General features: G+C 29.8%; 13 protein-coding genes. 9 read left to right on the top strand and 4 right to left on the bottom strand.

The features are described from left to right. Window positions 1–4 precede the first annotated feature (4 nt). A complete protein-coding gene (locus ABXT39_RS06045) occupies window positions 5–1,324 on the top strand; it encodes a TldD/PmbA family protein (RefSeq protein WP_415294831.1) in 1,320 nt (439 codons plus the stop codon). Next, a complete protein-coding gene (locus ABXT39_RS06040) occupies window positions 1,321–2,292 on the top strand; it encodes an NAD(P)/FAD-dependent oxidoreductase (protein WP_415294830.1) in 972 nt (323 codons plus the stop codon). The genes ABXT39_RS06045 and ABXT39_RS06040 overlap by 4 nt, the downstream gene beginning before the upstream one ends. 2 nt (window positions 2,293–2,294) lie before the next feature. Here ABXT39_RS06040 and ABXT39_RS06035 read toward each other — a convergent pair whose 3' ends face one another. Further along, the gene (locus ABXT39_RS06035) at window positions 2,295–2,975 is read right to left on the bottom strand and encodes a DUF6134 family protein (protein WP_415294829.1); all 681 of its coding nucleotides are present in this window, start codon (window positions 2,973–2,975) and stop codon (window positions 2,295–2,297) included. A gap of 52 nt (window positions 2,976–3,027) precedes the next feature. Between ABXT39_RS06035 and ABXT39_RS06030 the strand changes: the two genes are divergently transcribed. Then, the gene (locus ABXT39_RS06030) at window positions 3,028–3,675 is read left to right on the top strand and encodes a YczE/YyaS/YitT family protein (RefSeq protein WP_415294828.1); all 648 of its coding nucleotides are present in this window, start codon (window positions 3,028–3,030) and stop codon (window positions 3,673–3,675) included. Here the strand turns inward: ABXT39_RS06030 and typA are convergent. Beyond that, complete coding sequence (gene typA / locus ABXT39_RS06025; protein ID WP_415294827.1) at window positions 3,672–5,498, bottom strand: translational GTPase TypA; 1,827 nt, start codon at window positions 5,496–5,498, stop codon at window positions 3,672–3,674. The genes ABXT39_RS06030 and typA overlap by 4 nt on opposite strands. Before the next feature lie 194 nt (window positions 5,499–5,692). Between typA and ABXT39_RS06020 the strand changes: the two genes are divergently transcribed. The 3 genes from ABXT39_RS06020 to ABXT39_RS06010 all read left to right on the top strand — a co-directional run bounded on the left by ABXT39_RS06020 (window position 5,693) and on the right by ABXT39_RS06010 (window position 10,048). Then, the gene (locus tag ABXT39_RS06020) at window positions 5,693–7,438 is read left to right on the top strand and encodes a DEAD/DEAH box helicase (protein WP_415294826.1); all 1,746 of its coding nucleotides are present in this window, start codon (window positions 5,693–5,695) and stop codon (window positions 7,436–7,438) included. Between the two features lie 269 nt (window positions 7,439–7,707). Next, entirely contained in the window at window positions 7,708–8,520 is an 813-nt protein-coding gene (locus ABXT39_RS06015; protein WP_415294825.1) for an FkbM family methyltransferase, read from the top strand. A gap of 256 nt (window positions 8,521–8,776) precedes the next feature. Further along, a complete protein-coding gene (locus tag ABXT39_RS06010) occupies window positions 8,777–10,048 on the top strand; it encodes a hypothetical protein (RefSeq protein WP_415294824.1) in 1,272 nt (423 codons plus the stop codon). A 227-nt stretch (window positions 10,049–10,275) separates the two neighbouring features. Here ABXT39_RS06010 and groL read toward each other — a convergent pair whose 3' ends face one another. Both groL and groES read right to left on the bottom strand, forming a co-directional pair. Beyond that, the gene (gene groL / locus ABXT39_RS06005) at window positions 10,276–11,931 is read right to left on the bottom strand and encodes a chaperonin GroEL (protein WP_415294823.1); all 1,656 of its coding nucleotides are present in this window, start codon (window positions 11,929–11,931) and stop codon (window positions 10,276–10,278) included. Window positions 11,932–11,954: 23 nt separating this feature from the next. After that, the gene (gene groES / locus ABXT39_RS06000) at window positions 11,955–12,245 is read right to left on the bottom strand and encodes a co-chaperone GroES (RefSeq protein WP_168607095.1); all 291 of its coding nucleotides are present in this window, start codon (window positions 12,243–12,245) and stop codon (window positions 11,955–11,957) included. Window positions 12,246–12,368: 123 nt separating this feature from the next. On the opposite strand from groES, the gene ABXT39_RS05995 reads away from it, so the two are divergent. Genes ABXT39_RS05995 through ileS form a run of 3 tightly spaced genes read left to right on the top strand, consistent with a single transcriptional unit; the run spans window position 12,369 to window position 16,827 of the window. Continuing rightward, a complete protein-coding gene (locus tag ABXT39_RS05995) occupies window positions 12,369–13,187 on the top strand; it encodes a TIGR01459 family HAD-type hydrolase (RefSeq protein ID WP_415294822.1) in 819 nt (272 codons plus the stop codon). 3 nt (window positions 13,188–13,190) lie between these two features. Further along, the gene (gene ribF / locus ABXT39_RS05990; RefSeq protein ID WP_415294821.1) at window positions 13,191–14,108 is read left to right on the top strand and encodes a riboflavin biosynthesis protein RibF; all 918 of its coding nucleotides are present in this window, start codon (window positions 13,191–13,193) and stop codon (window positions 14,106–14,108) included. A 1-nt stretch (window position 14,109) separates the two neighbouring features. Continuing rightward, entirely contained in the window at window positions 14,110–16,827 is a 2,718-nt protein-coding gene (gene ileS, locus ABXT39_RS05985; protein ID WP_415294820.1) for an isoleucine--tRNA ligase, read from the top strand. The last annotated feature ends 6 nt before the right edge of the window (window positions 16,828–16,833 follow it).

Below are 16,833 nucleotides of genomic sequence, written 5' to 3'. Positions count from 1 at the left end.
TCATATGGTTAAAGATCAAGATTATTTAAAAAAGACAGCTTCTTTTTGCATAGATTTAGCAAAAAAACTTGGAGCAACAGACTCAACTGCTGCTGTGATGCACTCCATCTCAGAAACGGTAAATTTTAGAAATAAAAGATTAGATGAATCTGATAGATCAGATAGCTTAGGTGTTAGTCTTACAACCTATATTGGTAAAAAAAAATCAAGTATATCTTCTTCAAATCTTACAGAAGAAAATATCAAGATATTGGTAGAAAGATGTATTGAGACAACAAAATTTACTCCAGAAGATGAATATAATTCATTGCCAGATAAAGATTTACTGGCTAATAAAATTAATGATCTAAATTTATATGATGACGACCATATAGAGAATGATGAAAAAATTGAATATTTAAAAGAAGTAGAAGAGGCTGCATTTCAAAAAAAAGAAATTATTAATACAGAAACTGGTTTCTCCGAGTCAAAATCAAATTTTATATTAGCAAGCAGTGATGGCTTTTTAAATGGTTATAAGTCTTCTTCTTTTTCGGCATCATGTGTTGCTGTAGCAAAAGATTCTAATAATAAGATGGAGAGAGATTATGAATTTACCAGCACTTGTCATCTAAATGATATGTTAAAACCTAGCCAAATTGGTGCAATAGCAGCAAAAAAAACATTACAAAAACTAGATCCAAGAAAAATAGAAAGTGAAAAAATTAGTATTGTCTTTGATAGAAGAATTTCAAAAGGAATGTTGAGTGTTTTTGCAAGTGCAATATCAGCTTCTTCTATTGCAAGAGGCACATCTTTTTTAAAAGATAAAATTAATGAAGAAATATTTACATCTTCAATAAATATTTTTGATAAACCTAATATAGTTAAAGGATTAGGTTCGAGATACTTTGATTCTGAAGGAGTGAAAACTGATGAATTAAAATTAGTAGATCAAGGTATTTTAAAACATTATTTAGTGGATACTTACAATGGGAAAAAGCTAAAACTTAAGTCAAATGGCAGAAGTGGTGGAACAAGTAATTTATATTTTGAAAAAGGTTCTATTTCATACAAGGACTTATTAAAATTAAACCAAAGAACTTTATACATTACAGAAACTATTGGTCATGGAAGCAATTTAGTTACAGGGGATTATTCAGTTGGTGCCACAGGGTTTATGGTTGAAAATGGTGTGTTTAAATATCCAGTAAGTGAAATAACTATTGCTGGAAACTTTAAAGACATATTCAAAAATATTACCTTAGCTGACGATCTTGAGTTTAAATATTCTACAAATGCTCCTACGATGTTAATAGAAGGTATGGTAGTTGCAGGTAAATGAAGGACTTTTGTATTATTGGTTCTGGCATTTCTGGTGCAACAATTGCAAACTCCCTTAGTAAAAAATATTCATTAGATGTTTATGATAAGGCAAGAGGGGTTGGAGGAAGATCATCTAATAAAAAGCTTAATAATAATGAAAGTTTTGATTATGGTGTTCAGTATATTTCACCAAAAAGTATCCAATTTAAAAGTTTTATAAAAGATTTAATTAATAAAAAAATTCTTAAAAAGTGGACTGGAAATCATATTTTTCTTAATGATAATAAAAAAGAGGATAAGAGCCATATTAAGATAATTGGTAAAAAGGGAAATAATGCAATTAGTAAATATTTATTAAAAAATATTAACTGTAATTTTAGTAGTGAGGTTATTAAAATTGCCAATAGAAAAAAAATTTGGGAAATATCTTTTTCAGATGGATCAATAAAATTTTATAAATCTTTGATATTAACCTGTCCATTCCCTCAATTAAAAAAACTTTCAAAAAAATATATTAATCATTCATTTATCAATAAAAGAATTAAAATGGATGCAAATATAACTGTCATGATGACTACAAAAAAAAGTAAACTTAATGTTAGTAGTTATTTTTTTAACGATAAAATTTTAGGCTGGGCTGGAAATGAAAATAGTAAAATGCGTTTTAAAAGTAAAAATGATCTTTGGACCCTACAAAGTACTTACTCATGGGCAAATAAAGAGATTAATAAAAATCGAGACAATAATAAATTGAACACAAAAACTTTGATTGAGCAGTTTTTTAAGCTTACAGGTATCAAAAAAACTAAAGTCTTATTTTCATTAAATCATGGCTGGAAATATTCATCTAACTCAAAACCTTTAAGAATTAAAAGTTATTGGAATTCTTCTTTAAACCTCGGAGTTTGTGCGGATTGGTTTGTTGGACCTAGATTAGAATCAGGATGGATAAGCGCTCAAGATCTTTTTAATAAAATAAATAAATAATTTTATTCAAACTTTTTAACCTTATATTCCCAATTTCCTAATCTAGAATAAGTAACTTTTAAAATTAAAGAATTTTTTTTATTAAACCATATATCAAAATTAAGCCTTTTATCTTTTGGTAAAGACATGTCTTTTGAGGTTAATTTAAAATGATCTACTTCATAAATTTTACCATAAAGTTCAATTTTTTCTTTACCAATAAACGTTACTACCTGCTCTTTGATACTACCTGATACTGGGCTAATTTGACTATTAGTTTGTAAAATTTTATGGCTCCACCAGTTTCCAATTACGTTGTTTGTTGATGCCATACCACTATAGGAAGAACCTTGAATATCAAATTTATCTGTTTGTTCATTAAATTCTAAATCTACATATTTTTCTTTATCATTTTGAAGTGTTTTAGAATTAAAAGAAATCAATTTATCTTTAATATATTTTTCCTCTCCGTACCCTTCAATTTCAAAAATTGTTGCTCCAAATAACTTTACTGTAAACTTAATTTGATTTGTAACTGTTGTCTTATCCCCATCCTTTTTAAAAAAATAGTAATTATAGCCAATAACTTCACCATCTTTTAAAATCTCCATTTCAATTTTATTAAATTTATTATAATGCGCCATGTGGGCATTAGAGCTAAGTGAATATGTTAAAAAGAAAATTAGTATAAAAAATTTTTTCATAAAGTGTTAACAATAATAGACTTTAATTTTAAAAGAAGTAATTTATTAAAAAATGTTCTTGAAAATCAAAAATATTCCTAAAGTTTATTGGAGTTCTGAAAAACCATTAAATCTTAAACCAAAAATTTCAACTTTCTTTTTTTTGTGTCTTGGATTAACTTTATTTGGTTTAGGTGAGGGATTATTAATTGTCTCTTTTGCTGGAGCCTCACCTTGGTCTGTTCTCGCACAAGGTATTGCATTGAATGTTGATTTTTCTACTGGAATAATAACTATATTTGTGAGCATTGGTATTTTATTGTTGTGGTTACCTTTAAAACAAAAACCTGGAATTGGAACAATCTTAAATGCAATAATTATTGGTTTGATGATTGATGTCTGTATAAAATTTGTGCCGACACCTTCAGGGTATATTTCTCAAATACTTTTGGCCATTATAGCGGTACTCACAGTAGGACTTGGTGGTGGTATTTATCTAGTGGCTAATTTAGGAGCTGGACCAAGAGATGGACTAATGGTTGGTTTACAAAAAAAAACAAATTTACCGATTGCTATTGTTAGAGCTTTTCTTGAAATTACAGTGATGTCTATCGGTTGGTATTTGGGTGGTACAGTAGGAGTTGGAACTTTATTATTTGCTTTTGGAATTGGACCAGCTGTTGCTCTTAGTTTATTTATTGTTGGAAAGTTTTTTAATTAAAGAGGCGTTGACGATTTTTCGTTCTTTTTTCTATCATTAGGATTAAGAATCGCTTTTCTCAATCTAAGAGATTTAGGAGTAATTTCTAATGCTTCATCAGTATTTAGCATACTTAGCTGTTCTGCAATTGACATTTGTCTTACTGGAGTTAGCACAACGTTTTCGTCAGTTCCTTGAGTTCTCATGTTAGTTAACTGTTTACCCTTCATAACGTTAATAATCATATCACCAGCTTTTGGGGCCAATCCAACAATCATTCCTTCATAAACAGGATCATTATGAGTCACAAACATTTCACCTCTCGCCTGTAAGTTAAATATTGCAAATGCAACAGCTTTTCCATTTGCCATTGAAATTAAAGCACCATTTTTTCTGCCATCCATCTCACCTTCAAATTTTCCATAACCATGGAAGATTCTATTAATTACACCAGTTCCTTTTGTTAAGGTTAAAAATCTACTTGTGTAACCCATCAAGCCTCTTGTTGGTGCATGAAAGATTAATCTTTTTTTATCTTTTCCTGTATCTTTAAGGTCAAGTAATTTACCTTTTCTTCTATTCATGGAATCAATAATCTTGGATGAAAACTCTTCATCTACATCAACAGTAATCTCTTCAATTGGTTCTAATTTATTTCCACCTTCATCTTTTTGGTATAAAACTTTTGGAGGACTTACCGTCATTTCAAAACCTTCACGTCTCATTTGTGTCAGTAAGATTTCAAGCATTAACTCACCACGACCACTAATTACAAAAGCATCTACGTTTGCATTTTGAGAAAAAGAAATTCCAACATTGTTTTGTGCTTCAGTAACCAATCTATCTCTGATTTGAGTACTTGTTAATTTTTTACCCTCTGTTCCAGCTAAAGGTGAACTATTTACACTTATAGTAATAGACATAGTTGGAGGATCTATTGGAGTTGCTGGAAGTGGATCGTTTACTTCAAGATCACAAATTGTATCTGCTACGTTAGCTTTTTCTAAACCTGCAATCACAACAATGTCCCCTGCTTCACCAACTTCAATGGGTACTTTCTTTGTTCCTTCGTATCTAAAAATTTTAGTTAATCTACCTTCATCAACTTTTTCACCTTTAAGATTTATTGCTTTAATAGGCTGGTTAGCTTTTGCTGTTCCTTGAGATATTTTTCCAACTAAACTTCTACCCAAGAAACTATCTGCATATAATAAAGTAGATAGCATTGCGAAAGGTTTGGTTTTATCAAGGTCTGCTGGCTTAACATGTTCTAGAATTAAATCTAATAATGGGTGTAGATTTTCTCTTGGGCCATCCACCTCTTTGTCTGCCCATCCAGATCTTCCACTTGCGTACATAACTGGAAAGTCTAATTGTTCCTCGTTTGCATCTAAACTTACAAATAAGTCAAATGTTTCATCTAAAACTTCATTAGCTCTTTGATCGGCTTTATCTAGTTTGTTAATTACAACAATTGGCTTTAACCCTTGCTTAAGAGCTTTTGCTAGTACAAATTTTGTTTGTGGCATTACACCTTCTGCAGAATCAATTAATAATAAAGCGCCATCGGCCATACTTAAAACACGCTCTACTTCAGCTGCAAAATCTCTGTGACCTGGTGTATCGATAATATTAACTCTCGTATTTTGCCAATCAATAGAAGCAGGTTTAGCTAGAATAGTAATTCCTCTTTCTTTTTCCAACTCACCAGAGTCCATCAATCTTTCATCCACAACCTCATTTTCTCTAAATGAACCACTTTGCTTCATTAGATTATCAATCATGGTTGTCTTGCCATGGTCAACGTGAGCTATAATTGTGATGTTTCGAATATTGTTAGTCATAATTTGACGCTCTTATACATTAATTGAGTCATTTGAAAACTTAAAAAACCCATTATTTTCTTATTAAAGCTATTTTAATAATAAATTAGCTTCTTGTGATTATTAAAAAAACGTATAGATATCGCTGTATAAATTAGACGTATTAAAGGATTAAGAGCATATCTCCTTAAGTTTTAAAAAATCTAAATACCTAAATGGAAAACTTTAAATTATTAAAAATAGAAGATTCGTTAAAAAATTCATTGGAAAAAATGAAGTTTACGAAACCAACTCCAATTCAAGCTATGGCAATACCAGTTGCCTTAGAGGGAAAAGATATTTTAGGAACGGCTCAAACAGGAACTGGAAAAACATTAGCTTTTAGTATCCCTTTAATTAATAAATTAATATTAGATAAAAATGCATTTGCGTTAGTTATGTGCCCAACTAGAGAGCTTGCAACTCAAGTAATGGCTGCAATTAAGAGTATTATTAGTGATAAAATTAATATTAAAACTGCCTTGCTTATTGGTGGAGAAGCAATGCAAAAACAACTTAGACAACTGGGAAACAGATCTAGAATAATTGTTGGAACTCCTGGAAGAATTAATGATCACTTAAAAAGAAAAAGCTTAAATTTATCAGCTACCAAATATTTAGTGTTAGATGAAACTGATAGAATGTTGGACATGGGGTTTACTCCCCAAATAGAGTTAATTTTAAAATTTGTTCCAAAGGATCATCAAACTTTATTATTTTCAGCAACATTACCTCAGAATATTGTTAGAATTTCTGAAAGATATCTAAATAAACCTCAAAGAATTTCAACAGGGTCAACATCAGTACCTATTGCAAAAATTAAACAAGAAACCCTTCAAGTTTTTAAAGAAAATAAATACGATCAACTAGTAGACCAATTTATAGCAAGAAAAGGATCAATATTAGTTTTTGTTAAAACTAAAAGAGGTGCTGATAAAATGGTTAAGCGTCTTAAAGAAGAGGGCCATTCAGCTGATGCTATTCATGGAGATCTTCGTCAAAGTAAAAGAGATCGTGTAATTACTTCATTTAGAAAAGGCCTTAAGAGAATATTAATCGCAACAGACGTTGCTGCAAGAGGTTTAGATATTCCATTAATTCAGCACGTAATAAATTATGACCTTCCACAAGTGCCAGAAGATTACGTTCATAGAATTGGAAGAACTGCTAGAGCAGGAACAGAAGGTTCTGCTTTAACTTTTCTTACACCAGATGACAGGTCGATGTGGAACGAAATTAGTAAATTAATTGATCCGAATTTTAAACCTGCGCCACGTGGAGCAAGAGGAGATTCAAGAGGTGGTAAAAGAGGAAAAGCGCCATACAATAAAAAAAGAAAATTCAGAGACGAAAAAAAATCTAGTTATGGAAGATCTAGCTCATCATCAAGAGACGGTGAGAAAAAAAGTTTCGGTTATAAAGGAAAATCTAGTTTTGGAGATAAATCAAAACCAGCTAGTTATGGAAGATCTAGCTCATCATCAAGAGACGGTGAGAAAAAAAGTTTCGGTTATAAAGGAAAATCTAGTTTTGGAGATAAATCAAAACCAGCTAGTTATGGAAGATCTAGCTCATCATCAAGAGACGGTGAGAAAAAAAGTTTCGGTTATAAAGGAAAATCTAGTTTTGGAGATAAATCAAAACCAGCTAGTTATGGAAGATCTAGCTCATCATCAAGAGACGGTGAGAAAAAAAGTTTCGGTTATAAAGGAAAATCTAGTTTTACTAAAAAAGATGACTCGAAACCAACAGGCTTCACAAATAATCCTAAATATTTTGGAAAAAAAACATCTGAAAGTTCATCAACGAGTGGAGAAAAAAAAAGCTCTAGTTTTGATGGAAAGAAGAAGTTTAAAAGTAGAAGTGATAGACCCAAAAGCTTTACCTTCAAAAAACACAGTCAAAAAAGAGCTAAAGTCTAAGACTTTTTAGATTTCTCTTTCTTATTTTTTCTTTTTTCTTTTAGGCTTAATTTTGGCTTTTTAGCAGTGCTTGAATCTTTAAATGATTTTCCGCTGTATCTTTTTGACATATATTAACCTTATAACAGCTTAATATAAAAAAAAACCAACTAAATAATGGATTTATAATCATTTATCACAATTGATCACTATACGGTCTTTTGATAAAGAAATTTGAATAATAAATATTTTTATGCCCAAGTTTTATTTATAATTTATATATAAAAAATATGATCATAAAAAACTTGATGAAAGTACCCGTATTTAAAAGACTGATTCCATCAGTATTTAAAAAATATATTTTTTTTAGTAATAATTATTTTAAAGAAAAAAAAATTGAAGGAATAAAATATTTATTAGATACACGACATCTAATTGATAGAAATTTTTACTTAAGAGAAAACTATGAAGATGATTTATTTTTTTTAGCAAAAGATATAATAATCAAAAATAAAGTTAATTATTTCCTAGACATAGGATCTTGTTGGGGAATTTACTCTTTAAGATTGTCAAAAACTAAAAAGCTAAAAATAATGTCTTTTGACCCAATTTATAGAAATATCTCTAGATTAAAACAAATGATTAAAATCAACAATTTAAGAAATATCACAACTTATCACACAGCATTAGGAGACAAGATTGGAAAAGTAAAATTTTATGGATTGGAAGAATTTACTCCAAATTACACCCTTTATGGAAAGGGGTATAAGCATAATGGAAAAGAACATCAGCATACAACCATATGCAAAATAGATAGATTAGATAATATTATAAAGATTAAAAATGAAATTCTTTTTTTAAAAGTAGATGTTGAAAAACATGAGTATTTTTTTTTAATGGGAGCTAAAAACATTATTAAAAATAATAAAATTATAATTCAAATTGAAATTATAAAAAGTAATAAAAAAAAAGTGTTTAATTTTTTTAAAAAAAATAACTTTAACTTTCTATATAAAGATAAAAAGGGTGCTGATTATATTTTTTCAAACTTTATAAAAAAAAACCCCCAAAACTTTCATTCCGAGGGTTCTAATTTTGTTTAGTATTTGCATCTAGAGTGTTCTCTAGATGGAACCGTATTACATTCTCATTCACTTATTGTTTTACTAGCTTAATTAATGGTTTTTCGTGCCGTTTCGTGTTTTTAGAATATCAACCGAAGACTAGCCGAATATTATCAATCTCAAATATTAGATTTAGGTAAATCAGTAATTATTTAACCACTTTTAATTTGTTCATTACTCTAAAGGTCAAACTCAAAAGATGACTTCGTTTAAGAGGTGAGCTAGGGTTATAAAAATGAAAAGAATATATTTAACATTATTTCTATTATTTTTTTCAACTAGTGCTTTTGCTTTTGACGTTTGTGAGCACGAAAAAAAATATAGTCATGTATGGTATAACAATAATTGTGATGACAACCTGTTACAATCCACAGGTCAGAAATCTAAAATTGTAAAAAATACCCCTTGGAAAGGTTATCCTTATAACTCTGATGAGATACCTAATAATGCTAAACCTGATTACAAAATATTAAAATATTATCTAAAAAAAGAAATAAAAAATGGAAAAAATAATGAAGGATTTAAAATTAAAGTCAAAGGAACTGATAATTATAAAAAATTAAACTTTAAATTGACTAGTGATGATTATGTAAAAAAACAATTGAATAAGACAGCCTTGTTAAGTTTTTTAATGTATGAAAATGGTAATATTACTATTGATGAAATTACACCTAAAGAAAGATTTGGTAAAACTTTTAAAAACGAAACATTATATGTTTCTCACTCTGTTGGTAAAAGTTTAATATCGTATGTTACGGGTCATGCTATTTGTAAGGGTTATATTAGTGGTATTAATCATAAGTTAAATGATTGGCCAGTGTTAGAGAATACTTTGTACTATGATCAACCAATTATCAATCTTTTGAATATGGCATCTGGAGATCAAAAATATGTAGACACAATGAGTGGTTTAAAAAATTCAAATAGGTGGGTTAATAGTGTTTCAATGAAAAGTGTAATGAGAAAAGAATTAAAGGATTCTAAAAGAGGTAAATTAAAATATAATTATAGTAACTTAGATACAAATATTGTTGCTAGTTATGTTTTGTATAAAATGGGAAATAAAGAATTCAAAAAACTTTTAAATGAAATACTAGTTGATAAAGTGGGTATTGAACATAAGGTAAAAGCATTTAGAAAAAATGGTAACAGTGTAACTTATTCATATTTTGCCTCACGTTATGATTACCTTAGAATTTCTATCGCTATATTAGAAGATTGGAATAATAATACTTGTGAAGGACAATACTTAAAATCATTATATGAAAATAGAGTTGATAAAAAAAGACGAAATATAGGGATAGATGGTTATTCGATGACAAAATCATATAATGGTCAGTTTCATACTGATATTGCTGGATTAAAAAGACCTATATTTGTTATGGACGGTTTTGGTGGTCAATCACACGTCATTGATTTTGAGAAAAATAAAATTATCTCAATGTTGGCAATTCATAGAAACTATAATTGGAAGAAACTAGTTCTTAAAAAATTAAAGCAGAAATAAAAAAACCCCGAAACATTCATTCCGAGGGTTTTAACCCAAAAAATCAACATCTATTTTACTACTTTAAAAATATTCGGTAGCCTAAGTGGTCTCAAATAATAGACTCATTTGATGATTTTTTCTTCGTGCTTTTTTCGTGCTTTCTTCGTGCTCTAATAAAATGTTGAGGCAAAAAAAAAGCCCAGTAAAAACTGGGCTTTTTATAATTTTTAGTAAAGTGAACGGGTTTACATTCCCATTCCGCCCATACCGCCCATTCCACCAGGCATTCCACCTGGCATTCCGCCAGCACCAGCATCTTTGTCATCTGGTTTATCAGCAATCATGGCTTCAGTAGTTACAAGTAATCCAGCAATTGAAGCAGCATCTTGTAAAGCTGTTCTCACAACTTTAACAGGATCTATGATACCTTTTGCAAACATGTCAACATACTCTTCATTTTGAGCATCAAAACCTTGATTCTTTTTGCTTTGCTCAAGTAATTTTCCAACCACAACTGAACCGTCAACTCCAGCATTTAAAGTTATTTGTCTAATAGGAGCTTGTAAAGCTTTAGCAACTAACGCAACACCAGCTTTTTGATCGTCTCCTTTAACTTTAAGTGAGCTTAGACTTTGTGAGGCATATAAAAGAGCACAACCACCACCAACTACTATTCCTTCTTCAACAGCAGCTCTAGTTGCGTTAAGAGCATCTTCAACTCTATCTTTTCTTTCTTTAACTTCAACTTCAGTAGCGCCACCAACTTTGATTATAGCAACCCCACCAGCAAGTTTTGCTAGTCTTTCTTGAAGTTTTTCTCTGTCATAATCAGAAGTCGTTTCACCAACTTGTTGTTTAATTTGAGCACATCTAGCTTCAATCTCAGACTTTTTACCACTACCACTAATGATAGTACTGTTATCTTTGTCAACCTTTACTCTCTTACAAGAACCAAGATCAGTAAGTTTAACATTTTCAAGCTTAACACCGATATCTTCAGAAATAACCTGACCACCTGTTAAGATTGCAATATCATCTAGCATTGACTTTCTTCTATCACCAAAACCTGGAGCTTTTACAGCAACAACTTTTAAACCACCTCTAAGTTTATTTACAACAAGAGTTGCAAGAGCTTCGCCCTCAACATCTTCTGAAATAATCATTAGTGGTCTTCCAGCTTGAACAACGGCTTCTAAAAGTGGAACCATTGGCTGTAGGTTAGTTAATTTCTTTTCATGCAAAAGAATAAAAGGATTTTCTAACTCAGTGGTCATTTTATCAGCGTTAGTGATAAAGTATGGTGATAGATATCCTCTATCAAACTGCATACCCTCAACAACATCCAACTCTGTTTCTATTCCTTTTGCTTCCTCAACAGTGATAACACCTTCGTTGCCAACTTTTTGCATAGCTTTTGCAATCATGTTACCAATTTCTTTATCACCATTGGATGAAATAGTACCAACTTGAGCAATCTCATCACTATCTTTTACTTTTTTAGCTGAAGAAATTAGACTTTCCTTAACATGTTCTACTGCTGCATCGATTCCTCTTTTAACATCCATAGGGTTCATGCCTGCAGTCACATATTTAACACCTTCTTTAACAATCGCTTGTGCTAAAATAGTTGCTGTAGTTGTTCCATCGCCAGCTTCTTCGTTTGTTTTACTAGCAACTTCCTTAACCATTTGAGCACCCATGTTTTCAAATTTATCTTCAAGATCAATTTCTTTAGCAACAGAAACACCATCTTTAGTAATTCTTGGAGCACCATAAGATTTGTCGATAACAACATTTCTACCTTTTGGTCCAAGAGTAACTTTTACCGTATTTGCAAGGATATCAACACCTCTTATCATTGCCGCTCTTGCTTCGGAGTCGAATTTTATAATTTTAGCCATTTTATTTTCTCCTTTAAATTAAATTATTTTCCTGAAATACCCATAATGTCAGACTCTTTCATTATGCTGTATTCTTTGCTATCTATTTTGATTTCAGTTCCTGACCATTTGCCAAAAAGAACTTTATCTCCAACTTTCACATCCATTGGAATTAGTTTTCCATCTTCAGTTTTTGCACCACCACCAACAGCTATAACTTTACCTTCTTGAGGTTTTTCTTGAGCTGTATCAGGGATAATTATTCCTCCAGCAGTTTTTTCACTACTGTTTAAAACTTCTATTAAAACTCTATCGTGTAACGGTTTAAATTTCATAAATTCTCCTTTTATTATGCGTCTCATATAGCTACTAGGCTAACTATTTCAAGAGATGTTAAAAAAAATATGTGGGGCAAAAAACCAGAGAAATTGTGTTTTTTATAAGTTATACCTCCCATAATGACTAATAATTTAGATAACGATGGATTAAGATCGATTGTAGAGAATTATGATATTTTTTATATCGATTTATGGGGTGTTGTTCATAATGGGATAACTCTTCATAAAAATGCAATTGAAGCTTTAGAAGAAATAACTAGAGCAAACAAAGACTACGTTCTCTTAACTAATGCGCCAAGACCCAATAAAATAGTAAATAATTTTTTAGAAAAAATGGGGATGAATAAAGAAATTAGGGAAAAAGTTTATTCCTCAGGAGAAGCAGCACTGAATTATTTAAGAAAAAATTCTCTAGAAGAAAAATTTTATCACATAGGGCCACCAAGAGATTTTGATTTATTTTTAGATTTTAAAAAAAATAAGACTAATGACATTAAAGAAAGTTCATATTTACTCTGCACAGGTTTATTTGAAGAACAAGGTGTGGACTTAAATTATTACAATGAATTATTCAAAGATCATATTAATAAGAAAATGATATGCACTAATCCAGATTTAATTGTTGATAGAGGTGAAAAAAGAGAATTGTGCGCAGGGTCTGTAGCACTTGTTTTTGAAAAAATGGGAGGAGAAGTTATTTATTTTGGAAAACCATTTCCTGAAGTTTATAATCAAGCAATTAATAATGAAGGAAAAAGAGTTTTATCTATTGGTGATAATTTAAATACAGACATTAAAGGAGCCAACCTTTTGAATTATGATTCTTTAATTATATCAAATGGTGTTCATAGAGATGAAATAAAAAAAGAAGGTATAGATGTGGTTTCAAAGAAATATGAAGTTGTTGTAAACTTTATTCAAACAGAATTAAAGTGGTAAAATATGAAGCTGTATAAAGATTTTAATATTTCAAAAAATCATAAAAAATCAATTATCTTGATTGGAAATTTTGATGGTGTTCATTTAGGTCATCAAAAATTATTTAAATTAGCAAATACTTACAAAAAAAAATTTAATTTAAAAATTGGTGTTTTAACATTTGAGCCAATGCCTAAAATGTTTTTTAATAAAAACTTTAAAAACTTTAGAATTTTAAATGTAAATCAAAAAAAAATAATTTTAGATCATTTAGGGGTTGATTTTATAATTACTAAAAAATTTGATAAAAAATTTTCTGCAATTAAGTCTGATTTTTTTATTAAAGAAATTTTATCAAAAAAATTAGAAGCACAATATGTATTTGTTAGTAATAACTTTAGATTTGGTAATAAAAGAGAGGGAGATGTTAGGCAGTTAATAAAAGATGAAGAAAAATATCATTACAAAATAGTAAAACCGCAGCCACTAATCTTAAATAAAAAAATTGTCTCCTCAACATATATTCGCTCTCTTCTAGAAAAAGGACAATTAAAAAAAACTAATAAGTTATTAAGTCGAAATTGGTCAATTGAAGGAATTGTTCAAAAGGGAAGACAGCAAGGAAAAAAAATTGGTTTTCCAACCTGTAATATTGATATTAAGGATTATGTGATTGCGATGCCTGGAGTGTATGCTGTTAAAGTAAAACAAAAAAACTCCAATAAATCACTAAAAGCTATTGCTAACCTTGGTTATAGACCAACTTTCAATCAAAAAAAAATTTTATTAGAAGTGCATATTTTTAATTTTTCTGGAAATCTTTATAATAAGTACTTATCAGTAGAGTTCACAAAATTTATAAGAAAAGAAAAAAAATTCAAAAACGTTGATCAATTAAAAAAACAAATTCAAAGTGACTTAAAAGTTGCTAAAAAAAGTTGATATGAGCAAAGAAAACATAAATTTACCTAAAACAGCTTTCTCTATGAAGGCAAACTTACAGAATAAAGAACCTGAAATCTTAGAATATTGGAAAAAAATTGATCTTTATAAAGAGTTGAGAAAATCAAATAAGGGTAAAGAAAAATTTATACTTCATGACGGCCCACCATATGCGAATGGAAATATTCACATGGGCACAGCTCTAAATAAGATTTTGAAAGACATAATAGTAAAATTCCATCAGATGGATGGTAAAGATTCTGTATACGTTCCGGGGTGGGACTGTCATGGTCTACCTATAGAATGGAAAATTGAAGAGCAATATAAAAAAAATAAAAAAAATAAAAATGAAGTTCCGATAACAGAATTTAGAAAAGAGTGTAGAGAGTTTGCTGAAAAATGGATTGAAATTCATAAAACACAATTTAAAAGATTAGGTGTTGTTGGAGATTGGGATAATCATTATGCAACAATGAGTTTTGAAGCAGAAGCCCAAATCGTAAGAGAATTAGGAAAATTTTTAAAAGAAGGAAGTCTTTATAGAGGGTTTAAACCTGTTCTTTGGTCAACTGTAGAAAAAACTGCTTTAGCAGATGCTGAAGTAGAATATCAAGATCATAAATCAGATACAATCTATACAGCCTTCCCAGTTAAAAAAACGAATATAAAAGAATTAGAAAATACAGAAGTTATTATATGGACAACAACTCCATGGACCATACCTGCAAATAAAGCATTAGCTTATAATGAGGCTTTAGATTATTTAATAATTGAATTAAATGATGTAGGAGATTTTAAGAATAAAAAAATAGTAGTAGCAGAAGCTCTACTTGAATCTGTTATCAAAGATTGTGAAATTAAAAGCTATAAAAAAATAAAAAAATTTAGAGGAAAAGATTTTAAAGATACAATTTGTAGTCATCCTTTCTTAGAGCTTGGTTATGATTATGATATACCAATGCTTGAAGCAAGATTTGTTACAACAGAACAGGGAACGGGCATTGTTCATTGTGCACCCAGTCATGGTCCTGATGATTTTAATCTTTGTTTAAAGCACGGGATAAAAGCCATAGAAACTGTAGATGGTGATGGCAAGTATACTAAAAATCTTCCTTTATTTGAGGGAACTCATATTTTTAAAGCTAACCCGATCGTTATTGAAAAATTAAAAGAACAAAAAAAGTTACTAACTAATGGAAAGCTAGTTCATTCGTATCCTCATTCATGGAGATCAAAAGCACCCCTTGTTCATAGAGCAACTCCACAATGGTTTATTTCAATGGAAAGTCATGGCTTGAGAAAAAAAGCGTTAAAAGCACTTGATGACACTAAATTTTATCCAGACAAAGGTAGAGAAAGAATAAAAGCAATGATTCAAACAAGGCCAGATTGGTGTGTTTCAAGACAAAGAGTTTGGGGCGTTCCACTTCCAATATTTGTTCATAAAACTACCAAAGAAATTTTAGTAGACGATAATGTAAATGAGAATATTGCAAGCATTTATGAAAAAGAAGGTTCTGACTGTTGGTTTTCTGACAATCCGCAAAGATTCTTAGGGGATAAATATAAAGCAGAAGATTACGAAAAAATAAGTGATATAGTTGAAGTTTGGTTTGATAGCGGTTGTACTCATGCATTTGTTTTGGAAAAAAGAGAAGATCTTCAATGGCCAGCATCAATGTATTTAGAAGGTTCTGATCAACATAGAGGCTGGTTTCATTCGTCACTTTTAGAATCTTGTGGAACGAGAGGGAGAGCGCCTTATGAATCAATATTATCACATGGATTTGTTGTGGATGGCAAAGGGCTCAAAATGTCAAAATCTGTAGGAAACGTAATTGCACCTGAGGATATTTTAAAAAAATATGGTGCAGATATTTTAAGAATATGGGTTGCATCATCTAATTATGCTGAGGATTTAAGAATTGATTATTCTATTTTAGAACAACACGCTGATTCATATAGAAAAATTAGAAATACATTTAGATATTTACTAGGTAACTTAAATGATGATTTCCAAAAAATTGATATTGAAAAATTAGATTTGAATCAATTACCAGAGTTAGAGCAATATATGCTACACAGAGTTTATAATTTAAATGAAAACTTTAAAAACTATTTTAAATCATATGACTTTCACAATCTTTATAAGGAGCTTTTAAATTTTTGCACAGTAGAGTTGTCTGCATTTTATTTTGATATTAGAAAAGATTCTTTATATTGTGATTCAAAAAATTTCGAAAGAAGAGAAAGTTGTATCATTGTACTAAATATAATTTTAGAATCTTTAATTAAATGGTTTGCTCCTATACTTTCATTCACCACAGAAGAAATTTATACACTCATAAATCAAGATAAAAAAAGTATACATCTAGAGAAATTTATAGAATTTCCTAAATCATTTAAAAATGAAAAATTAAATAAAAAATGGAGAGAGTTAAGAAAGATCAGAGATATTTGTAATATTAGTATTGAGACTAAAAGAGCAAGTAAGGAAATTGGATCAAGTCTTGAGGCAAGTTTAACAATAAATTTAGGTGAAAAATTATTTGATATTACTAAAGATATAGATTTTTCAGAATTATGTATCACTTCTGTTGCGAAAGTTAATAAAACAGACTCAGCTGAGATTAGTGCTGTGTCAACAAAAGCAGAAGGAGAAAAATGCTCTATATGTTGGAAAATTAATAAAAATGGATGTGAGAGACATCCTGTTTAGAAATTG

It is taken from the genome of Candidatus Pelagibacter sp. Uisw_113, from assembly GCF_047717815.1.
GTDB lineage: Bacteria > Pseudomonadota > Alphaproteobacteria > Pelagibacterales > Pelagibacteraceae > Pelagibacter.
This window is presented reverse-complemented; position numbering and strand designations above follow the sequence as displayed.

What these genes read in the sequence shown, in the direction of transcription:
- ABXT39_RS06045 (WP_415294831.1), top strand. Translation starts at nt 5, where the DNA reads ATGGTTAAAGATCAAGATTATTTAAAAAAGACAGCTTCTTTTTGCATA.
- groL (WP_415294823.1), bottom strand. Translation starts at nt 11,931, where the DNA reads ATGGCTAAAATTATAAAATTCGACTCCGAAGCAAGAGCGGCAATGATA.
- ABXT39_RS06040 (WP_415294830.1), top strand. Translation starts at nt 1,321, where the DNA reads ATGAAGGACTTTTGTATTATTGGTTCTGGCATTTCTGGTGCAACAATT.
- ileS (WP_415294820.1), top strand. Translation starts at nt 14,110, where the DNA reads ATGAGCAAAGAAAACATAAATTTACCTAAAACAGCTTTCTCTATGAAG.
- ABXT39_RS06035 (WP_415294829.1), bottom strand. Translation starts at nt 2,975, where the DNA reads ATGAAAAAATTTTTTATACTAATTTTCTTTTTAACATATTCACTTAGC.
- ABXT39_RS06030 (WP_415294828.1), top strand. Translation starts at nt 3,028, where the DNA reads ATGTTCTTGAAAATCAAAAATATTCCTAAAGTTTATTGGAGTTCTGAA.
- ribF (WP_415294821.1), top strand. Translation starts at nt 13,191, where the DNA reads ATGAAGCTGTATAAAGATTTTAATATTTCAAAAAATCATAAAAAATCA.
- ABXT39_RS05995 (WP_415294822.1), top strand. Translation starts at nt 12,369, where the DNA reads ATGACTAATAATTTAGATAACGATGGATTAAGATCGATTGTAGAGAAT.
- groES (WP_168607095.1), bottom strand. Translation starts at nt 12,245, where the DNA reads ATGAAATTTAAACCGTTACACGATAGAGTTTTAATAGAAGTTTTAAAC.
- ABXT39_RS06020 (WP_415294826.1), top strand. Translation starts at nt 5,693, where the DNA reads ATGGAAAACTTTAAATTATTAAAAATAGAAGATTCGTTAAAAAATTCA.
- typA (WP_415294827.1), bottom strand. Translation starts at nt 5,498, where the DNA reads ATGACTAACAATATTCGAAACATCACAATTATAGCTCACGTTGACCAT.
- ABXT39_RS06010 (WP_415294824.1), top strand. Translation starts at nt 8,777, where the DNA reads ATGAAAAGAATATATTTAACATTATTTCTATTATTTTTTTCAACTAGT.
- ABXT39_RS06015 (WP_415294825.1), top strand. Translation starts at nt 7,708, where the DNA reads ATGATCATAAAAAACTTGATGAAAGTACCCGTATTTAAAAGACTGATT.